Origin of the sequence: Limimaricola pyoseonensis, from assembly GCF_900102015.1 — a bacterium.
Lineage (GTDB): Bacteria > Pseudomonadota > Alphaproteobacteria > Rhodobacterales > Rhodobacteraceae > Limimaricola > Limimaricola pyoseonensis.
In genome coordinates this window covers 476,540-492,000 of the sequence record NZ_FNAT01000002.1, presented here as the reverse complement: position 1 = coordinate 492,000, position 15,461 = coordinate 476,540, and the positions used below count along the sequence as shown (strand labels likewise).

Here is a 15,461-nt window from a genome sequence, read left to right as displayed (position 1 = left end):
AGACCCGCGATGACCGACCTGCCCGGCTACTACTTCCGCATCCGCGAGAACGGCGCGTTGATGTTCCGGCTCGGCGAGGAGAACCGCCAGCGCCGGGTCGAGATGGAGCAGATCGCGGCGCTGAACACCCGCAGCGGCGAGATCCGCGGCATCGGCGGGCGCGAGCTGTCGCCCGAGGACCGCGCCGCCGCGGAGGAATGGATCGCCGGGCGGCAGGCGCTGCTGGCACAGCGCGAGATCGACGACATCGCGCGACTGGCCGACCAGCTCAACCTCGGCGCCCAATGGGCGCTGTCGCGCGCCACGCCCGAGCAGCTCGACGCCGTCACCGAGCCCTTGCTGATGGCGATGCACGATCTGCGGACGGTTCTGGTGCGCAAGCTGGCGGAGCGGGCCGAGCGGCCCGACACCGAGGCCTGATCAGCCCTCGCGCGGCTTGCGCCCCCGCCCCTTGAGCACGCGGTAGAGATAGAGCAGCACGATCAGCCCGACGATGCCGGTGGTCACCGGGTCGAGCCAGTTCTGCACCCGCTCGTATTGCGCCTCAAGCACGTAGCCCGCAGCGAAGAGACCGCCGACCCAGATCACGCTGCCCGCGGTGGTGTAGGCGAGAAACCGGCCGAGCGGCATGCCCTGCAGCCCCGCCGGCACCGAGATCAGCGTGCGCACGGTCGGGATCATCCGGCCGAAGAACACCGCCGCCGCGCCGTGCCGGTCGAACCAGTCGAGCGCCTGCTCGATGCTGTGCCGGTCGAGCGTCAGCCAGCGCCCGTGCCGGTCAACCCATTCCATCAGCCGCTCCCGCCCGAGCCTGCGGCCCAGCTCGTACCAGATCCAGGCCCCGGCCACCGACCCCACGACCCCGCCGATGAAGACCAGCACCGGCCCCGAGACGCCGCGCGCGGCGTTGTAGCCTGCCAGCGGCATCACCAGCTCGGACGGGATCGGAGGGAAGACGTTCTCGAGAAACATGAGCGCCGCCACGGCAAAGGCGCCCCCGGCGGCGATCCAGCTGGTGATGAAGTCGAACATGCCGGCCTAACCGGCGGACGCGCGCCCCGGTTCCTGCCCGATCCGCACCGAACGGCGCCAGAACCGCCACAGCAGGAACACCGCGGCGAGGCTGAGACCCACCACGAGGCCGAGCCAGACGCCGGTTGCCCCCAGCCCCAGCGGGAACCCCAGCACCCAGCCGACCGGCATGCCGATGCCCCAGTAGCTGATCGCGGCGAAGACCATCGGCATGGTGGTGTCCTGCACCCCGCGCAGCAGGCCCAGCGCCATCACCTGCAGCGCGTCGACCACCTGGAACAGCGCCGCCACGGCCAGCAGGCCGATGCCGATCGCGATCACCGCGCCGCGGGCCGGATCGTTGGGATCGATGAAGATCTTGATCAGCGGCTCGGGCAGCAGCAGGAACACCAGCCCCGCGAGACCGGAGGTGAGCACCGCGAGCACGATCCCGGTGCGGGCGATACGCCGTAGCGCCTCCTCGTCGACCCGGCCCAGCGCCCGGCCCGCGCGCACCGTGGCGGCCTGGCTCAGCCCCACCTGCACCATGAAGGCGACCGAGGTGATCTGGATCGCGATGCCATGCGCCGCCAGCGGCACCGCGCCGATCCAGCCCACCATCACCGCCGAGGCCGAGAACAGCCCGCCCTCGGCGAGGCTGGTCAGCCCGATCGGCGCGCCGAGCCGCGCCACCCGCCAGAACGCCTCCCAGTCGCTGCGCCACAGCCGCTGGAACAGCGCGTATTGCGGCATCTTCCACGCGGCGTAGACGCCGAGCAGGATGGTGCCGAGGATCATGTTGACCAGCGTGGCGATCGCCGCGCCGCGCACGCCCAGCTCCGGCGCGCCCCAGTTGCCGAAGATCAGCGCGTAGTTCATCGCCGCGTTCAGCCCGACCCCGGCCAGCGTGCCCCAGAGCAGCACGCCGATATGCTCGAGCGCCGACAAGAAGGAGCGCAGCACCAGAAGCATCAGCCCCGGCACCATCGACCACGCCGCGATGCGCAGGTAGGACTGCGCCAGCAGCGCGACCTCCTCCTCCTGCCCCATCCACAGGAACAGCTGCCCCGACCACAGCATCGGCGGCAGGAACACCGCCGAGTAGCAGAGCCCCAGCCAGAACCCCATCCGCGTGACCCGGCGCACCTGCACCTCGTCACCCGCCTCGGCGGCCGCCGCCACCACCGGCATCACCGCCCAGGCGAAGCCCGCGCCGACGATGAACAGCAGGAAGAACATCGAGGTGGCCAGCGTCGCCGCCGCCAGCGCGGTCACGTCGTACCAGCCGAGCATCAGCGTGTCGGTGACGTTCATCGCCATCTGGGCGAGGTTCGAGCCGATCAGCGGCAGCCCCAGCGCCAGGAAGCGCCGCGCGTGCTGCAGGTAGGTCATCTCGCCGGAGCCGGCGGCGCTGGTTGCCAGAGTCATTGAACCTGCCTACGCGCCGCGCCCGCCCCCGTCCAGATGCGGCGGCACGGGCGTGCGCGTTCGGCACCCTGCGGGTTGCCCGCCGCGCCCGAATGTGGCGACATCGCCGCGCAACCCGGAGGAGAAAGAATGAACAGACTCGTCATGGCCGCGACGGCCGCGCTGGTCGCCGCGCCCGCTGGGGCCGAGAACCGCATCGACATTGTCCGCCCCGACGCCCCCGAACTCGCCGCCTATGGCGACCACGCCATCGGCGTCACCACCATGAGCTTCACCCGCGAGCAGGTGCCCGACATCGCCCGCGCCACCGAGGAAGGCGTCGAGGACTACGACCGCGAGATCACCGTCGAGGTCTGGTACCCGGCGGCCGAGGGCACCGAAGCCGGCGGCAGCTACACCGCGCTCTTGCGCGACGGCACCACGGAAGTGGATCTGACCGGCCGCGCCGCACGCGACGCCGAACCGGCCGCCGAGGGGGACTTCCCGCTGGTCGTCGTCTCGCATGGCTACCCGGGCAACCGCTTCCTGATGAGCCACCTCGCCGAGAACATCGCCTCCAAGGGCTACGTCGTGGCCTCCATCGATCACCCGGATTCGACCTATGACGACATGGGCGCCTTCGGCTCGACGCTGGTGAACCGCCCGCACGACCAGGCCTTCGTGCTCGACCGGATGGCCGCGCTCGAGGACGGCATCGGCGCGATCACCGACGGCGACACCGCCGCCGTGATCGGCTACTCGATGGGCGGCTACGGCGCGCTGATCTTCTCGGGCGCGGGCCTGACCGAAGACTTCCGCGGCTCGCGCTACGCCCCGCCGCGGGACCTGCTGGAGATCAACGCGCCGGGCTCCGACAGCATGGCCGACCTGCCGGATGCGCGCGTGAAGGCGGTGGTGGCGATCGGCCCCTGGGGCCGCAACCGCGACGCCTGGAACGCCGAGGGTCTTTCCGCCATCGACACGCCGCTGATGCTGATCGCGGGCGGGGTGGACGACGTCTCGGGCTACGACGCGATCCGCTCGATCTTCGAGGAGACCACCGGCACCGAGCGGCACCTGCTGACCTTCGAGGACGCCAACCACAACGCCGCCGCGCCGATGCCCGCCCCGGCCGAGAGCTACGAGGTGTCCGAGGCTCTCGGCTGGGCGCCCTTCGAGCACTACGCCGACCCGGTCTGGGACACGACGCGGATGAACAACGTCACCCAGCACTTCGTCACCGCCTTCCTCGACCTGCATCTGAAGGGCGAGGACGCCAAGGCCGACTATCTCGACCTCGTGCCCGACAGCGCCGACGCCGTCTGGGACCGCGCCGAGGACGGCACCCCGAACGCGGGCGACAGCTACTGGGCGGGCTTTCCGAACCGCACCGCCGTCGGGCTGCGCTTCGAGACCCTGCCGTCGGGCAACTGACCCGGTGCCGCGCGCCCATGGCGCGCGGCCTCCCTGCGGGCGATGAGTATTTGGAGAGTAAAGTAGGCGGGCTGCACGCTTCGACGCCGCAGGTACGTAAAGTGAACACGGCGCGCGCGCCGCGCCGTTGCCCCCGGCCCGCCCATCGGGTTATATGGCCGGCACCTCCAGTCCACGAGCAGTGAGCCCATGCCCGACGATCTTCTCTCCGGCGCCGAGCAGTCCTACGACGCCTCCTCCATCGAAGTCCTCGAAGGGCTGGAGCCGGTCCGCAAGCGGCCCGGCATGTATATCGGCGGCACCGACGAGCGCGCGCTGCATCACCTCGTGGCCGAGGTGCTCGACAACTCCATGGACGAGGCCGTCGCCGGCCACGCCAACCGGATCGAGGTCGAGCTCCTGGCCGACTACTCCGTCGTGATCCGCGACAACGGCCGCGGCATCCCGATCGACCCGCACCCCAAGTTTCCCGGCAAGTCCGCGCTCGAAGTGATCCTCTGCACGCTGCATGCCGGCGGCAAGTTCTCGGGCAAGGCCTACCAGACCTCGGGCGGTCTGCACGGCGTCGGCGCCTCGGTCGTGAACGCGCTGTCCGACAGCATGGTCGTGCAGGTCGCGCGCAACCGCGAGCTGTTCGAGCAGCGCTTCTCGCGCGGCAAGCCCGAGGGCCCGGTCGCCAAGATCGGCGCCGCCCCCAACCGGCGCGGCACCACCGTCACCTTCCACGCCGACGAGGAGATCTTCGGCCATCACCGCTTCAAGCCGGCCCGGCTGATGAAGATGGTGCGCTCCAAGGCCTACCTCTTCTCCGGCGTCGAGATCCGCTGGAAGACCGAGATCGACGACGGCGAGACCCCGGCCGAGGCCACCTTCCACTTCCCCGGCGGCCTCGCCGACTACCTCGCCGAGACGCTGGGCAAGTCCTCGACCTATGCCGACAAGCCCTTTGCCGGCACCGTCGACTTCAACGAGAAGTTCAACGTGCCGGGCAAGGTCGAATGGGCGGTGAACTGGACGCCCTCGCGCGACGGCTTCACCCAGTCCTACTGCAACACCGTGCCGACCCCCGAGGGCGGCACGCACGAATCCGGCTTCTGGGCCGCCATCCTCAAGGGCATCCGCGCCTATGGCGAGCTCGTGAACAACAAGAAGGCCGGCCAGATCACCCGCGAGGACCTGACGACAGGCGGCTGCGCGCTGGTGTCGTGCTTCATCCGCGAGCCGGAATTCGTGGGCCAGACCAAGGACCGCCTCGCCACCACCGAGGCGCAGCGTCTGGTCGAGAACTCGGTCCGCGACCACTTCGACAACTGGCTCGCCTCCGACACCAAGTCCGCCGGCGCCATCCTCGACTTCCTCGTGCTGCGCGCCGAGGAGCGGCTGCGCCGCAAGCAGGAGAAGGAAACCGCCCGCAAATCCGCCACCAAGCGGCTGCGCCTGCCCGGCAAGCTAGTCGACTGCTCGACCGGCGCGCGCGAGGGCACCGAGCTCTTCATCGTCGAGGGCGACTCGGCCGGCGGCTCGGCCAAGATGGCCCGCGACCGCAAGACACAGGCGCTGCTGCCGCTGCGCGGCAAGATCCTCAACGTGCTCGGCGCGGCGTCCTCGAAGCTTGGCTCCAACCAGGAGATCAACGATCTCACGCAGGCGCTGGGCGTGGGCTTGGGCACCAAGTTCAACGTCGACGACCTGCGCTACGAGAAGATCATCATCATGACCGACGCCGACGTCGACGGCGCGCATATCGCGGCACTGCTGATGACCTTCTTCTTCAGCCAGATGCGCCCGCTGATCGACCACGGCCACCTCTACCTCGCCTGCCCGCCGCTCTACCGGCTGACACAGGGGGCCCGCCGCCTCTACGTCGCCGACGACGCCGAGAAAGATCGGATGATGGCCAAGGGCCTCGGCGGCAAGGGCAAGATCGATGTGCAGCGCTTCAAGGGTCTGGGCGAGATGGACGCCAAGGACCTGAAGGAGACCACCATGGACCCGAACAGCCGCAAGCTGATCCGGGTCTCGATCAACGACGAGGAGCCGGGCGAGACCGCCGACCTCGTGGAGCGGCTGATGGGCAAGAAGCCGGAACTGCGGTTCCAGTACATCCAGGAAAATGCACGATTTGTTGAGGAATTGGATGTCTGATCGGAGGTTATGCCCGATGACGATGAAGAAATCCTCAGCGAAACAGGCGCATATCCACTGAATGAACTCGTTCAGGATGGATATTTCCGGGCAAGCGAGCCTTGGACCGAGACAGAGGAGCGTGTGCTCCTGCAGCTGCATCAGGACATGCGGCTATCCACCGAAGGGATTTCCCGGCATCTGAGCCGGGCGCCCGGGGCGATCCGCTACCGTTTGAAGCGATTGCTAGATCCGGCGGTTCGCAAACGGCCCGGTGACGTGCCGGATAAAGATCATCCCTTGCGCCGCGTCCTGATGGGACGACATCCGGTGACCGGCAAGCTTCTGTCCCCCGACTCGGCGTGGCGCCACCCGTCCATACTCAACGATCTTCCGGTGATCTTGAGGGCTTGCGATGCACTGACCGCCGAAAAGCCTGCACCGGCCAAGCCGCAAGTCGTGGTGCGCCGCAATGACGAGCCCCTCAGGAAATCGAACAGACCAGCTCGTCTGGCATACAGCGCGCCGTCCGACGACTCTGTGATCGATGACTACTGAGTGCTGCCGGACCTACGCCACCACCCCGTGATCCATCCGGACCACCCGGTCCATCCGCGCCGCCAGCTCGAGGTTGTGCGTCGCGATCAGCGCCGAGAGGCCCGTACCGCGCACCAGCGCCATCAGCGCGTCGAACACCCGGTCCGACGTGTCGGGGTCGAGGTTGCCGGTGGGCTCGTCGGCCAGCAATAGACGCGGCGCGTTGGCGAGCGCCCGGCAGAAGGCCACCCGCTGCTGCTCTCCGCCCGACAGCGCCGCAGGGCGGTGATCGGCGCGCTTTTCCACCCCCACCTGCCCCAAGAGCTCGCGCGCCCGCGCCTCGGCCTCGGCGCGCGGCTTGCCGGCGGCAAGCTGCGGCAGGGTGATGTTCTCAAGCGCGGTGAACTCGGGCAGCAGGTGGTGGAACTGGTAGATGAAGCCGACATCGGCGCGGCGCGCCAGCGTGCGGCGGCGGTCCGAAAGCCGGGTCATCTCCTGCCCGGCGATTTCCACTTGGCCCTTGTCGGGCGTGTCGAGAAGCCCCGCGATGTGCAGGAGCGTCGATTTGCCCGCCCCGGAAGGTGCGACCAGCGCCACCACCTCGCCCGGCACGATCGCGAGGTCCGCCCCGCGCAGCACGCTCACCTCGTTGGGTTTGCCGTGGTTGTAGGCCTTCTGGATGCCCGAGAGCTTCAGGACGGTCTCACTCATAGCGCAGCGCCTCCACCGGGTTCATGCGGGCCGCGCGGCGGGCCGGGAAATAGGTGACGCCCCAGGAGAGCGCCAGCGACAGCGACACCGCCGAGAGCACGTCCACGAGCTGCAGCTTGGCCGGCAGCGCGTAGATGCCGCGGATCGAGGGGTCCCAGACGCCGCCGCCGGCGACGTAGTTCACGAAGGAGAAGATCGGGTCGATCCAGATCGCGAAGGCGCAGCCCAGCACCACGCCGAAGATCGTCCCCAGCGTGCCGATGCCCGCGCCGCAGATGAAGAAGACCCGCAGCACCGAGCCCTCGGTCAGCCCCATCGTGCGCAGGATGCCGATGTCGCCGCCCTTGTTCTTCACCAGCATGATCAGGCCGGAGATGATGTTCATCGAGGCGATCAGCACGAGGATCGACAGGATCACGAACATCACGTTGTCCTCGACGTCGAGCGCCCGCAGGAACGAGCCCGCGCTGTCGCGCCAGGTCCAGGTGAAGGCCGTGGGTCCCGCCGCCTCGAGGATCTCGCCGACAAGCTCGTCCACCCGGTCGGGATCCTCGACCATCACCTCGATCTCGTCGGCCACGCCGTCGCGGTTGAAGAACAACTGCGCCTCCGAAAGCGGCAGGTAGGCGCGCGTGCGGTCGATGTCGTAGCGCCCGGCGGTGAAGACATAGGTGATCTCGTAGGCCGAGACGCGCGGGCTCTGCCCCATCGGCGTGCGCGCGCCGTTGGGCGAGATGATCCGGAGCTTGTCGCCCACGCCCACCCCCAGCTCACGCGCCACGCCAGAGCCGATGGCGATGCCTTCGCCGAAGCGGCCGATATCGCCCATCGCGGTCTCGGGGTCGGCGACGCGCGGGATGGTGGCGAGGTCCTCGGGCGCGATGCCGTAGACCTCGACGCCCGCGTTCTCGTTGCCGGCATTGGCCATCACCTGACCGCGCACCAGCGGTGCCGCGCGGGTGACGCCCGGGATCGCCTCCAACCGCTCGGCCAGCGCCTCGTGGTCGGTGATCACCCGGCGGGTGATGTCGGTGTTCGGGATCACGCTGTCCTGGTAGACCGTGACATGGGCATTGGCGCCGAGGATGGTGTCGATGAACTCGGCCCTGAAGCCCGCCCGCACCGCCAGCGTCGCGATCAGCGCGAACACCGCCAGCGTGACGCCGACGAGGCTGATCCAGGTCATCACGCTGACGCCGCCCTCGGCGCGGCGCGCGCGGATGTAACGCCAGGCGATCATCCACTCGAAGGCGGAAAACGGGGCGGTGCGATTGGCCATGCGGGGCTCCGGTCGGGTTGCGCGCGGACCTTGGGGGCGCGGGTCGCGAGGGTCAAGCGCGACCCGACCGTCCCTCGCGCACCCGTGTGGCGGCTTGACGCCGAAGCCGCCAGCGGGCCAGCATTTCGCGGGGGATGTCGTGCCCGCGCCGCATCGGCGCGCCAGCCCGACCGGGGAACGAGGGAGGAGCGCCGATGCGCGCCGTGATCTGCCGCGCCTATGGCGGCACCGAGCATCTGGAGATCGTCGAGCGCGAGCTGCCCCGGCCGGGTCCGGGCGAGATCCGGGTCGGGCTCTGCGCCGGCACGGTCAGCGCCGCCGACTGGCGCATCCGCTCGCTCACCGTGCCGCCGGGCTACGGGCTGGCGGTGCGCGCCGCCATGGGCTGGGGCGGGCCGCGCCAGCCGGTGCTGGGCACCGCCTTTTCCGGCGTGGTCGAGGCGGTGGGCGCGGACGTGACGCGCTTCGGGCCGGGCGACGAGGTGTTCGGCTCGACCGGCATGAACATGGGCGCGCATGCCGAGGCGGTGGTGGTGAAGGAGGACGGCGCGGTGGTCCACAAGCCGCACGTGCTGATGCACAGCCAGGCCGCCGCCCTGCCCTTCGGCGCGACCACGGCGCTGCAGTTCCTGCGCGACCGCGGCCGGCTCAGGGCGAAGGAGAGGCTCTGCGTGGTCGGCGCCTCGGGCGCGGTGGGCACGGCGGCGGTGCAGATCGGCCGGGCCATGGGCGCGCATGTGACCGCCGTCTGCTCGGCCGCCAATGCCGACCTGGTGCGCGATCTCGGCGCGCGCGAGGTGATCGCGTATGACGAGGGCGAGGATCCCTTCGAGGAGGAGAACCGCTTCGACGTGATCTTCGACGCGGTCGGACAGGCACCGCTGAAGCGGCGGATGCGGGCGCTGCGCCGCCGCGGGCGGCTCTTGCTGGTCTATGCGGGGCTCGGCACCCAGATCGCCGCGCGCTTCGCCGGGCGCGGCGGGCGGCGGGCGCGGGACGGCATCGCGCAGGAGAGCCATGCAGACATGGAGGAGATCGCCCGGCTCGCCGAGGCGGGCGACCTGCGCGCGGTGATCGACAGCCGCTACCGGCTGTCGGAGATCGCCGCCGCCTATGATCGCGTCGCCACGGGGCGCAAGCGCGGCGCGGTGGTGCTGCTGCCCGACGACGTCTAGGCCGTCAGTCGCGGACGGCCACTTCGCCGGTCGCGTCGAGCGCCGAGACCAGCGAGTTGAACCGCTGCTCGGCCACCTCGCCGAAGAGGTTGCGGGCGCGCGGGTCGAGCTCGATCTTCAGCACCCGGTCCACGGCGTTCCACGCCAGCGAGCCGGGCATCGTCTCGGTGCCGAGCCACAGCATCGCGCCAAGCCGCATCGCCTTGCCCAGCACCTCCGCCTCGCGCTTGTCCTCGTCGCGGACCAGCGTGAACATCTGCTCGTAGCGCGCGCCCTCGCGCTTGTTCGAGTAGCGGTGCATCAGCGCCAGCCCGAGGAACACCCGCTCGGAATGCTTCAGACCACCGAGATTGGCGCGGGTGGCGTTGTCGAAGCAGACCTGCGGGCGGTAGTCGGGATGGGCGCGCCAGCTGACGTCGTGCAGCAGGCAGGCGGCCTTGATGATCCGCTTGCGCTGCCAGTCGGCATGGGGAAACAGCGGCCGGACGAAATCGTAAAGCACAGGGCCGAAGCCGGGCAGACGCGCATCCTTGGCCTCGGCGAAGCGGCAGGCCTCGATCAGCGGGTCGCGATCGCGCAGCTGCGCCGGCATCTGCTCATAGAGCATGCCCTCGCGGATGCCGTAGGACGAGATCGCGATGTCCTTGGGCTGGAACACCTTGACCAGACGGTCGAGCACGCGGATCGCCAGCGGCACCAGCGCCATCCGGTCCGACGACACACCGGCGCGTTTGCGCAGGTCGTCGGGATCCTCGGTCTCGATGTATTTGCGGGTCTCGGCCACGTCCTCCACGGTCATCCGGTACTCGTGCAGCACGGTGAGCGGGTAGTCGCGCCGGGTCATGTCGCAGCGCGCGATGGCCCGCCACGAGCCGCCCACAAGGAACAGCCGCATCCCGGTCTCGCCGCCCATCTCCTCGTGGATCCGGGCAATGGTGGTCTCGATGTACTCTTCGAGCCCCTCGTCGCCGCCCTTCACCTCCTTGAGCTTCAGCGGGCCCAGCGCCGAGGTGAGACGGCGCCCGACGCGGCCCTCGGCGATGTCGGCCAGCTCCATCGACGAGCCGCCGATGTCGCAGACGAGGCCGTAGGAGCCGGGCCAGCCCAGCAGCACGCCCTGCGCCGAAAGCCGGGCCTCCTCGTCGCCGGAGATGGTGTGCACCTCGATCCCGGTCTCGCGCAGCACCTGCTCGCAGAACTCCGGCCCGTCCTCGGCCTCGCGCACCGCTGCGGTGGCGACGGCGGTGAGCGGCACGATGTTCATGCCCTCGGCCAGCGTCGCGAAGCGCTTGAGCGCCTTGAGCGCGCGCTCGCGCCCCTCGGGGCTGAGCTTGCCGGTCTCCGACAGCCCGGCGCCGAGGCCGCACATGATCTTCTCGTTGTAGAAGTAGGCCGGGCTGCGCGCCGCGCCGTCGAACACCACGAGGCGGACCGAGTTCGAGCCCACGTCGACCACGCCGACCCGGCTCAGCGCGCGGCTTTCCGGATCGTTGAACAGCGGCCGTCCGAAAGGCCCCCAGTCGCCGCTTGAGGCGTCGCTGTTTTCGTTCATGAAGCCCCCATGATCCTTCGGCAGCATGTGGCGCGGGCCGAGTGCGAGTCAACGCCGCGCGTCGGGGCGGGTCATAACCCCTCGATCCGGCCCGGCAAAGTCAAATCGGGCCGGAAATTGATCGGCGGGTCAATCTCCCTGCGGCAGCTCAGTCATGCGCGTGGGTGAGCTGCGGCACGTCGCCCGCCCCGGCCGTGCCGCGGCCCGACAGCGACGGGTTCTCCATGAAGAAGCGGTGGCAGGAGAAGGCGCGCCCGTCCTCGGGCCAGTCGGCGCGGGAAAAGCGGCCATCGGGGCCCATCACCCAGCTCTGCGCCACGTCGGCGAGGTTGGCGGCCATAATCTGGTCGGTGATCTGCGCCTTCACCGTCGGGTTGGTGATCTCGGCCAGCGTCTCGACCCGGCGGCTGAGGTTGCGGCCCATCCAGTCGGCCGAGGAAATGAAGACCCGCGCCTTCTTCGACGGCAGGCCGCGCCCCGCCCCGAAGCAGACGATGCGGCTGTGCTCGAGGAACCGCCCGACGATCGACTTCACGCGGATGTTCTCGGACATCCCCTCGATGCCGGGCCTCAGCCCGCAGATGCCGCGGATCACGAGGCTGATCTTCACGCCCGCCCGGCTCGCCTCGTAGAGCGCATCGATCACCTCGGCCTCGACGAGGCTGTTCATCTTGGCCCAGATCTCGGCCGGCCGCCCGGCGCGGGCGTGGTCGGCCTCGGCGGCGATCATCTCCAGAAGCCGCGATTTCAGCGTCAGCGGCGAGATGGCGAGGTTCTCGAGCCCCAGCGGCTCGGCCGATCCGCCGATGAAGTTGAACACCTTGGTCGCGTCGCGGCCCAGCGCCGCATCGCAGGTGAAGAAGCTCAGGTCGGTGTAGATCCGAGCCGTGATCGGGTGGTAGTTGCCGGTGCCGAAATGCGTGTAGGTGACGAGCTGGTCGCCCTCGCGTCGCACCACCGTCGAGATCTTGGCGTGGGTCTTGTACTGGGTGAAGCCGTAGACGACATGCGCGCCGGCGCGCTCCAGCCGGCGGCTCTGGCGGATGTTGGCGGCCTCGTCGAAGCGGGCCTTCAGCTCCACCAGCGCGGTCACCGACTTGCCGTCCTCGGCCGCCTCGCACAGCGCCTCGACGATCGGCGAATTGCGCGAGGTGCGATAGAGCGTCTGCTTGATCGCCACCACGTCCGGGTCGGTCGCCGCCTGCTGCAGGAAGCGGTTGACCATGTCGAAGGTCTCGTAGGGGTGGTGCAGCAGCATGTCCTTCTGGCGGATCGCCGCGAACATGTCGCCGTCATGGTCCTGCACCCGCTCAGGGACCCGCGGGGTGAAGGGCGGCCAGAGCAGGTCGGGCCGGGCGTCGGTGACAAGCTCCTTGAGGTTGCCGATGCCGATCAGCCCCTCGACCTCCACCACCTCGGCGTCGCGGATGTGCAGCTCTTCCATGATGGTGGACTTCAGCGCGGACGGCGCGCCGGCCGAGAGCTTCATCCGCACCACCTCGCCGCGGCGGCGGCGCTTCAGCGCCACCTCGAATTCGCGCACGAGGTCCTCGGCCTCCTCCTCGACCTCGAGATCGCTGTCGCGCAGCACCCGGAAGGTGCAGTGGCCCTTCATCCGGTAGCCCGGGAAGAGCTGGTCGAGATTGAGCAGCAGAAGCTCCTCGAGCGGCAGGTAGCGCTGCCCCTCGCTCGAGGGCAGCGAGACGAAGCGGTCGATCTGCGCCGGCACCGGCAGGAGCGCCCTGAGCGGCTTGCGGTCCGAGGTCCGCTCCAGCGCGAGCGCCAGCGCCAGCCCCTCGTTCGGGATGAAGGGAAAGGGATGCGCCGGGTCGATCGCCAGCGGCGAGAGCACCGGGAAGACCCGGTTGAGGAAGGCGTCGGTCAGGAAGGCCCGGTCGGCCTTGGTGATGTCGGAGCGGTTCAGGATCTGGATGCCCTCGCGCGCCATCTGCTGGCACAGCGTGGCGAAGATCTCCTGCTGGCGGCGCATCAGCTCGCGCGCCTCGATGTCGATCTGGCGCAGCTGCTCGGCCGGGGTGAGGCCATCGGCGGCCGGCGTGGTGTTGCCGGCCTGGGCCAGCTCGCGCAGGCCGGCCACGCGCACGGTGTAGAACTCGTCGAGATTGGTGGCCGAGATCGACAGGAAGCGCAGCCGCTCGAGCAGCGGCACGCGCGGATTCTCGGCCTCTTCCAGCACCCGGAAGTTGAAGCCGAGCCAGCTCAGCTCGCGGTTGACGAAACGCGCCGGGCCGGTGAGGTCGGCGTCGAGCGCGACCGGCGCGGGGAAATCGGCGGCGAGGAAATCGGCTTGGGTCATGGGGGCGGTGTGGCGCATCTGTGCAACGTCCGGGTGACGGTCGGTCCCACTATCTCGTCCCGCCGGGCCGATTGTCCAGCCGTGCCCGCCCCCCGAGCATCCGCCGCGCCAGCGCCCGCGTCACCGGGCGGCCCTCGGCCAGCGCCATGCGGTCGAGCCGCTCGACCGCCCAAGCGGCGGCGGCGAAGCTGCGCTCGATCCGCGCCGCGAGATAGGGGATCACGTCGGCGGCGGGCACCAGCTGGCGGTCGGCGAAATGCTTGGCCAGCACCGCCGCGAGCAGCCGGTCGTCGGGATCCTCGATCCGCACCACTGCCGTGGCCTGCAGCCGGCTGGCAAGATCCGGCAGCCGGATGTCGAGCCGCGCCGGCGGCCGGTCGGCGGTCAGCAGCAGCCGCCCGCCCGAGGCCGCGAGGCGGTTGTGCAGATGAAACAGCGTCTCCTCGGCCTCGCGCGGCAGCCGGTCGACATCCTCGACCACGATCGCGGCGCCCGGCGCGGGCGGCGGCAGCGCGGGACCGAGCGCGCGGGCCTGCAGCACCATCGCCTCGCTCTCGGCCTGCCAGAGCCGGGCAAGGTGGCTCTTGCCGGACCCCGGGGCGCCGATCAGCGCCAGCTTGCGCTCGGGCCAGCCCTGTTCGGCCATCACCATGGCATGGGCGGCGCGGTTGGCGTCCGACAGGATGTAGTCCCCCGGCCCCAGCGCCACCGCCAGCGGCAGGTCGAGGCTCAGCTGCCAGGCCATTCGGCGTCCCGCGCGGGCGGCGGTGCCGCGGCCTCGGGCGGCATCGGCGCCGGGCCGCGATAGAGCGCGCTGTCCTGGTAACGCTGGATCGCGAAGCGGGCGAGCACGCCCAGCATCGCCGCGAAGGGCACCGCGACCAGCATGCCGACGAAGCCGAACAGCGTGCCGAACACCGCCAGCGCGAACAAGAGCCACACCGGGTGCAGCCCGACCGAGGAGCCGACGAGCCGCGGCGTGAGAATGTTGCCCTCGATCATCTGGCCGGCGACGAAGATCCCCGCCACCGCGCCGATCCAGACCCATTCGCCCCAGAACTGGAACAGCGCCAGCCCGATGGCGAGCGCGCCGCCGACCAGCGCGCCGACGTAAGGTATGAAGGTGATCAGCCCCGCCACCGCGCCGACCACGAGGCCGAAGTTCAGCCCGACCAGCGCCAGCGCCACCGCGTAGTAGGTGCCGAGAATCAGGCAGACCGTACCCTGGCCGCGGATGAAGGAGGCGAGCGTGCGGTCGATCTCGGCCGCGAGGCGGCGGATGGTGGGCGCGTGCTCGCGCGGCAAGAGCTCGTCGACGCGGGCCACCATGCGGTCCCAGTCGACCAGCAGGTAGATCGCCACCACCGGCACGACCAGAAGCAGCACAAGGAGGTTGATCACTCCGAGACCGGCGCTCAGCACGCTGTTGAGGATCTCGCCGCCGCGGGCGCGGATGCCCTCGCCGATGGCGTCGAGCTGGCCGCGGATGGTCGAGGTCTCGTCCATCAGCTCGGGAAAGCGGGAGGAAAGCCCCTCGCGCAGCTGCGCGAAGAGAAGGGGCGCGGTCTCCACCAGCTGGCTGGTCTGGCGGATCAGCGTCGGGATCACCAAGAGCACGGCCACGACCAGCACCAGCAGCGCGACCAGCGAGATCACCGTCACCGCCATGACACGGCTGAAGCCGAGCCGCTCCAGACGGTCGGCCACCGGGTCGAGCAGGTAGGCCACCGCGCCGCCCAGCAGGAAGGGCAGGATCACGTCGCCCAGAAGCCACAGCAGCGCGAAGGTCACGGCGGCGGCGATCGCCCAGATCCGGGCCTGTTTCTGAACGGGTAGGGCCACGCGGCACGCTCCTCGGGAGGTCGGGTCCGCAACTATGTCGCCGCTCGCCCGCCACGGCGCAAGCCCCGCGAG

At 70.0% G+C, this 15,461-nt stretch carries 13 protein-coding genes; 5 read left to right on the top strand and 8 right to left on the bottom strand.

Annotation, left to right across the window (positions count from 1 at the left end):
* Positions 1-9: 9 nt before the first annotated feature.
* On the top strand, positions 10-420 hold the full coding sequence (locus BLT43_RS06205) for a hypothetical protein (protein ID WP_090111067.1): 411 nt from the start codon (positions 10-12) through the stop codon (positions 418-420).
* Here BLT43_RS06205 and BLT43_RS06200 read toward each other — a convergent pair whose 3' ends face one another.
* Together BLT43_RS06200 and BLT43_RS06195 are read right to left on the bottom strand one after the other, a co-directional pair.
* Positions 421-1,032: a DedA family protein gene (locus BLT43_RS06200; RefSeq protein WP_090111065.1), complete on the bottom strand. Its 612-nt coding sequence runs from the start codon at positions 1,030-1,032 to the stop codon at positions 421-423.
* Between the two features lie 6 nt (positions 1,033-1,038).
* Positions 1,039-2,439 (bottom strand): MATE family efflux transporter, encoded by a 1,401-nt coding sequence (locus BLT43_RS06195; RefSeq protein ID WP_242652232.1) that lies wholly within the window; start codon positions 2,437-2,439, stop codon positions 1,039-1,041.
* Positions 2,440-2,568: 129 nt separating this feature from the next.
* Between BLT43_RS06195 and BLT43_RS06190 the strand changes: the two genes are divergently transcribed.
* The 3 genes from BLT43_RS06190 (at position 2,569) to BLT43_RS18870 (ending at position 6,534) form a co-directional block, all read left to right on the top strand.
* On the top strand, positions 2,569-3,852 hold the full coding sequence (locus BLT43_RS06190) for an alpha/beta hydrolase family protein (protein WP_090111061.1): 1,284 nt from the start codon (positions 2,569-2,571) through the stop codon (positions 3,850-3,852).
* Between the two features lie 189 nt (positions 3,853-4,041).
* Positions 4,042-5,997 (top strand): DNA topoisomerase IV subunit B, encoded by a 1,956-nt coding sequence (parE, locus tag BLT43_RS06185; RefSeq protein ID WP_090111059.1) that lies wholly within the window; start codon positions 4,042-4,044, stop codon positions 5,995-5,997.
* Between the two features lie 9 nt (positions 5,998-6,006).
* Entirely contained in the window at positions 6,007-6,534 is a 528-nt protein-coding gene (locus BLT43_RS18870) for a hypothetical protein (RefSeq protein WP_131802626.1), read from the top strand.
* A gap of 12 nt (positions 6,535-6,546) precedes the next feature.
* Here the strand turns inward: BLT43_RS18870 and BLT43_RS06180 are convergent, their stop codons facing one another.
* Both BLT43_RS06180 and BLT43_RS06175 read right to left on the bottom strand, forming a co-directional pair.
* Positions 6,547-7,224 (bottom strand): ABC transporter ATP-binding protein, encoded by a 678-nt coding sequence (locus BLT43_RS06180; RefSeq protein WP_090111057.1) that lies wholly within the window; start codon positions 7,222-7,224, stop codon positions 6,547-6,549.
* Positions 7,217-8,503 (bottom strand): lipoprotein-releasing ABC transporter permease subunit, encoded by a 1,287-nt coding sequence (locus BLT43_RS06175; RefSeq protein ID WP_090111055.1) that lies wholly within the window; start codon positions 8,501-8,503, stop codon positions 7,217-7,219. Before BLT43_RS06175 ends, BLT43_RS06180 begins: the two co-directional genes overlap by 8 nt.
* 194 nt (positions 8,504-8,697) lie before the next feature.
* Here BLT43_RS06175 and BLT43_RS06170 point away from each other — a divergent pair, with 194 nt between their 5' ends.
* A complete protein-coding gene (locus tag BLT43_RS06170) occupies positions 8,698-9,678 on the top strand; it encodes an NAD(P)-dependent alcohol dehydrogenase (protein ID WP_207497422.1) in 981 nt (326 codons plus the stop codon).
* Between the two features lie 4 nt (positions 9,679-9,682).
* On the opposite strand, the gene BLT43_RS06165 is transcribed toward BLT43_RS06170, so the two are convergent.
* From BLT43_RS06165 to BLT43_RS06150, 4 genes are all read right to left on the bottom strand, one after another.
* Complete coding sequence (locus BLT43_RS06165; protein ID WP_165612550.1) at positions 9,683-11,230, bottom strand: Ppx/GppA family phosphatase; 1,548 nt, start codon at positions 11,228-11,230, stop codon at positions 9,683-9,685.
* Between the two features lie 148 nt (positions 11,231-11,378).
* Complete coding sequence (locus tag BLT43_RS06160) at positions 11,379-13,547, bottom strand: RNA degradosome polyphosphate kinase (RefSeq protein ID WP_090111518.1); 2,169 nt, start codon at positions 13,545-13,547, stop codon at positions 11,379-11,381.
* Positions 13,548-13,596: 49 nt separating this feature from the next.
* On the bottom strand, positions 13,597-14,292 hold the full coding sequence (locus BLT43_RS06155; RefSeq protein ID WP_090111050.1) for a P-loop NTPase family protein: 696 nt from the start codon (positions 14,290-14,292) through the stop codon (positions 13,597-13,599).
* Positions 14,277-15,389: an AI-2E family transporter gene (locus tag BLT43_RS06150; RefSeq protein WP_090111048.1), complete on the bottom strand. Its 1,113-nt coding sequence runs from the start codon at positions 15,387-15,389 to the stop codon at positions 14,277-14,279. The genes BLT43_RS06155 and BLT43_RS06150 overlap by 16 nt, the downstream gene beginning before the upstream one ends.
* Positions 15,390-15,461 lie beyond the last annotated feature (72 nt).

Excerpts from the sequence above, each read along its gene's own strand:
- BLT43_RS06205 (WP_090111067.1), top strand. The coding sequence starts at position 10 with ATGACCGACCTGCCCGGCTACTACTTCCGCATCCGCGAGAACGGCGCG.
- BLT43_RS06200 (WP_090111065.1), bottom strand. The coding sequence starts at position 1,032 with ATGTTCGACTTCATCACCAGCTGGATCGCCGCCGGGGGCGCCTTTGCC.
- BLT43_RS06195 (WP_242652232.1), bottom strand. The coding sequence starts at position 2,439 with ATGACTCTGGCAACCAGCGCCGCCGGCTCCGGCGAGATGACCTACCTG.
- BLT43_RS06190 (WP_090111061.1), top strand. The coding sequence starts at position 2,569 with ATGAACAGACTCGTCATGGCCGCGACGGCCGCGCTGGTCGCCGCGCCC.
- parE (WP_090111059.1), top strand. The coding sequence starts at position 4,042 with ATGCCCGACGATCTTCTCTCCGGCGCCGAGCAGTCCTACGACGCCTCC.
- BLT43_RS18870 (WP_131802626.1), top strand. The coding sequence starts at position 6,007 with ATGCCCGATGACGATGAAGAAATCCTCAGCGAAACAGGCGCATATCCA.
- BLT43_RS06180 (WP_090111057.1), bottom strand. The coding sequence starts at position 7,224 with ATGAGTGAGACCGTCCTGAAGCTCTCGGGCATCCAGAAGGCCTACAAC.
- BLT43_RS06175 (WP_090111055.1), bottom strand. The coding sequence starts at position 8,503 with ATGGCCAATCGCACCGCCCCGTTTTCCGCCTTCGAGTGGATGATCGCC.
- BLT43_RS06170 (WP_207497422.1), top strand. The coding sequence starts at position 8,698 with ATGCGCGCCGTGATCTGCCGCGCCTATGGCGGCACCGAGCATCTGGAG.
- BLT43_RS06165 (WP_165612550.1), bottom strand. The coding sequence starts at position 11,230 with ATGAACGAAAACAGCGACGCCTCAAGCGGCGACTGGGGGCCTTTCGGA.
- BLT43_RS06160 (WP_090111518.1), bottom strand. The coding sequence starts at position 13,547 with ATGACCCAAGCCGATTTCCTCGCCGCCGATTTCCCCGCGCCGGTCGCG.
- BLT43_RS06155 (WP_090111050.1), bottom strand. The coding sequence starts at position 14,292 with ATGGCCTGGCAGCTGAGCCTCGACCTGCCGCTGGCGGTGGCGCTGGGG.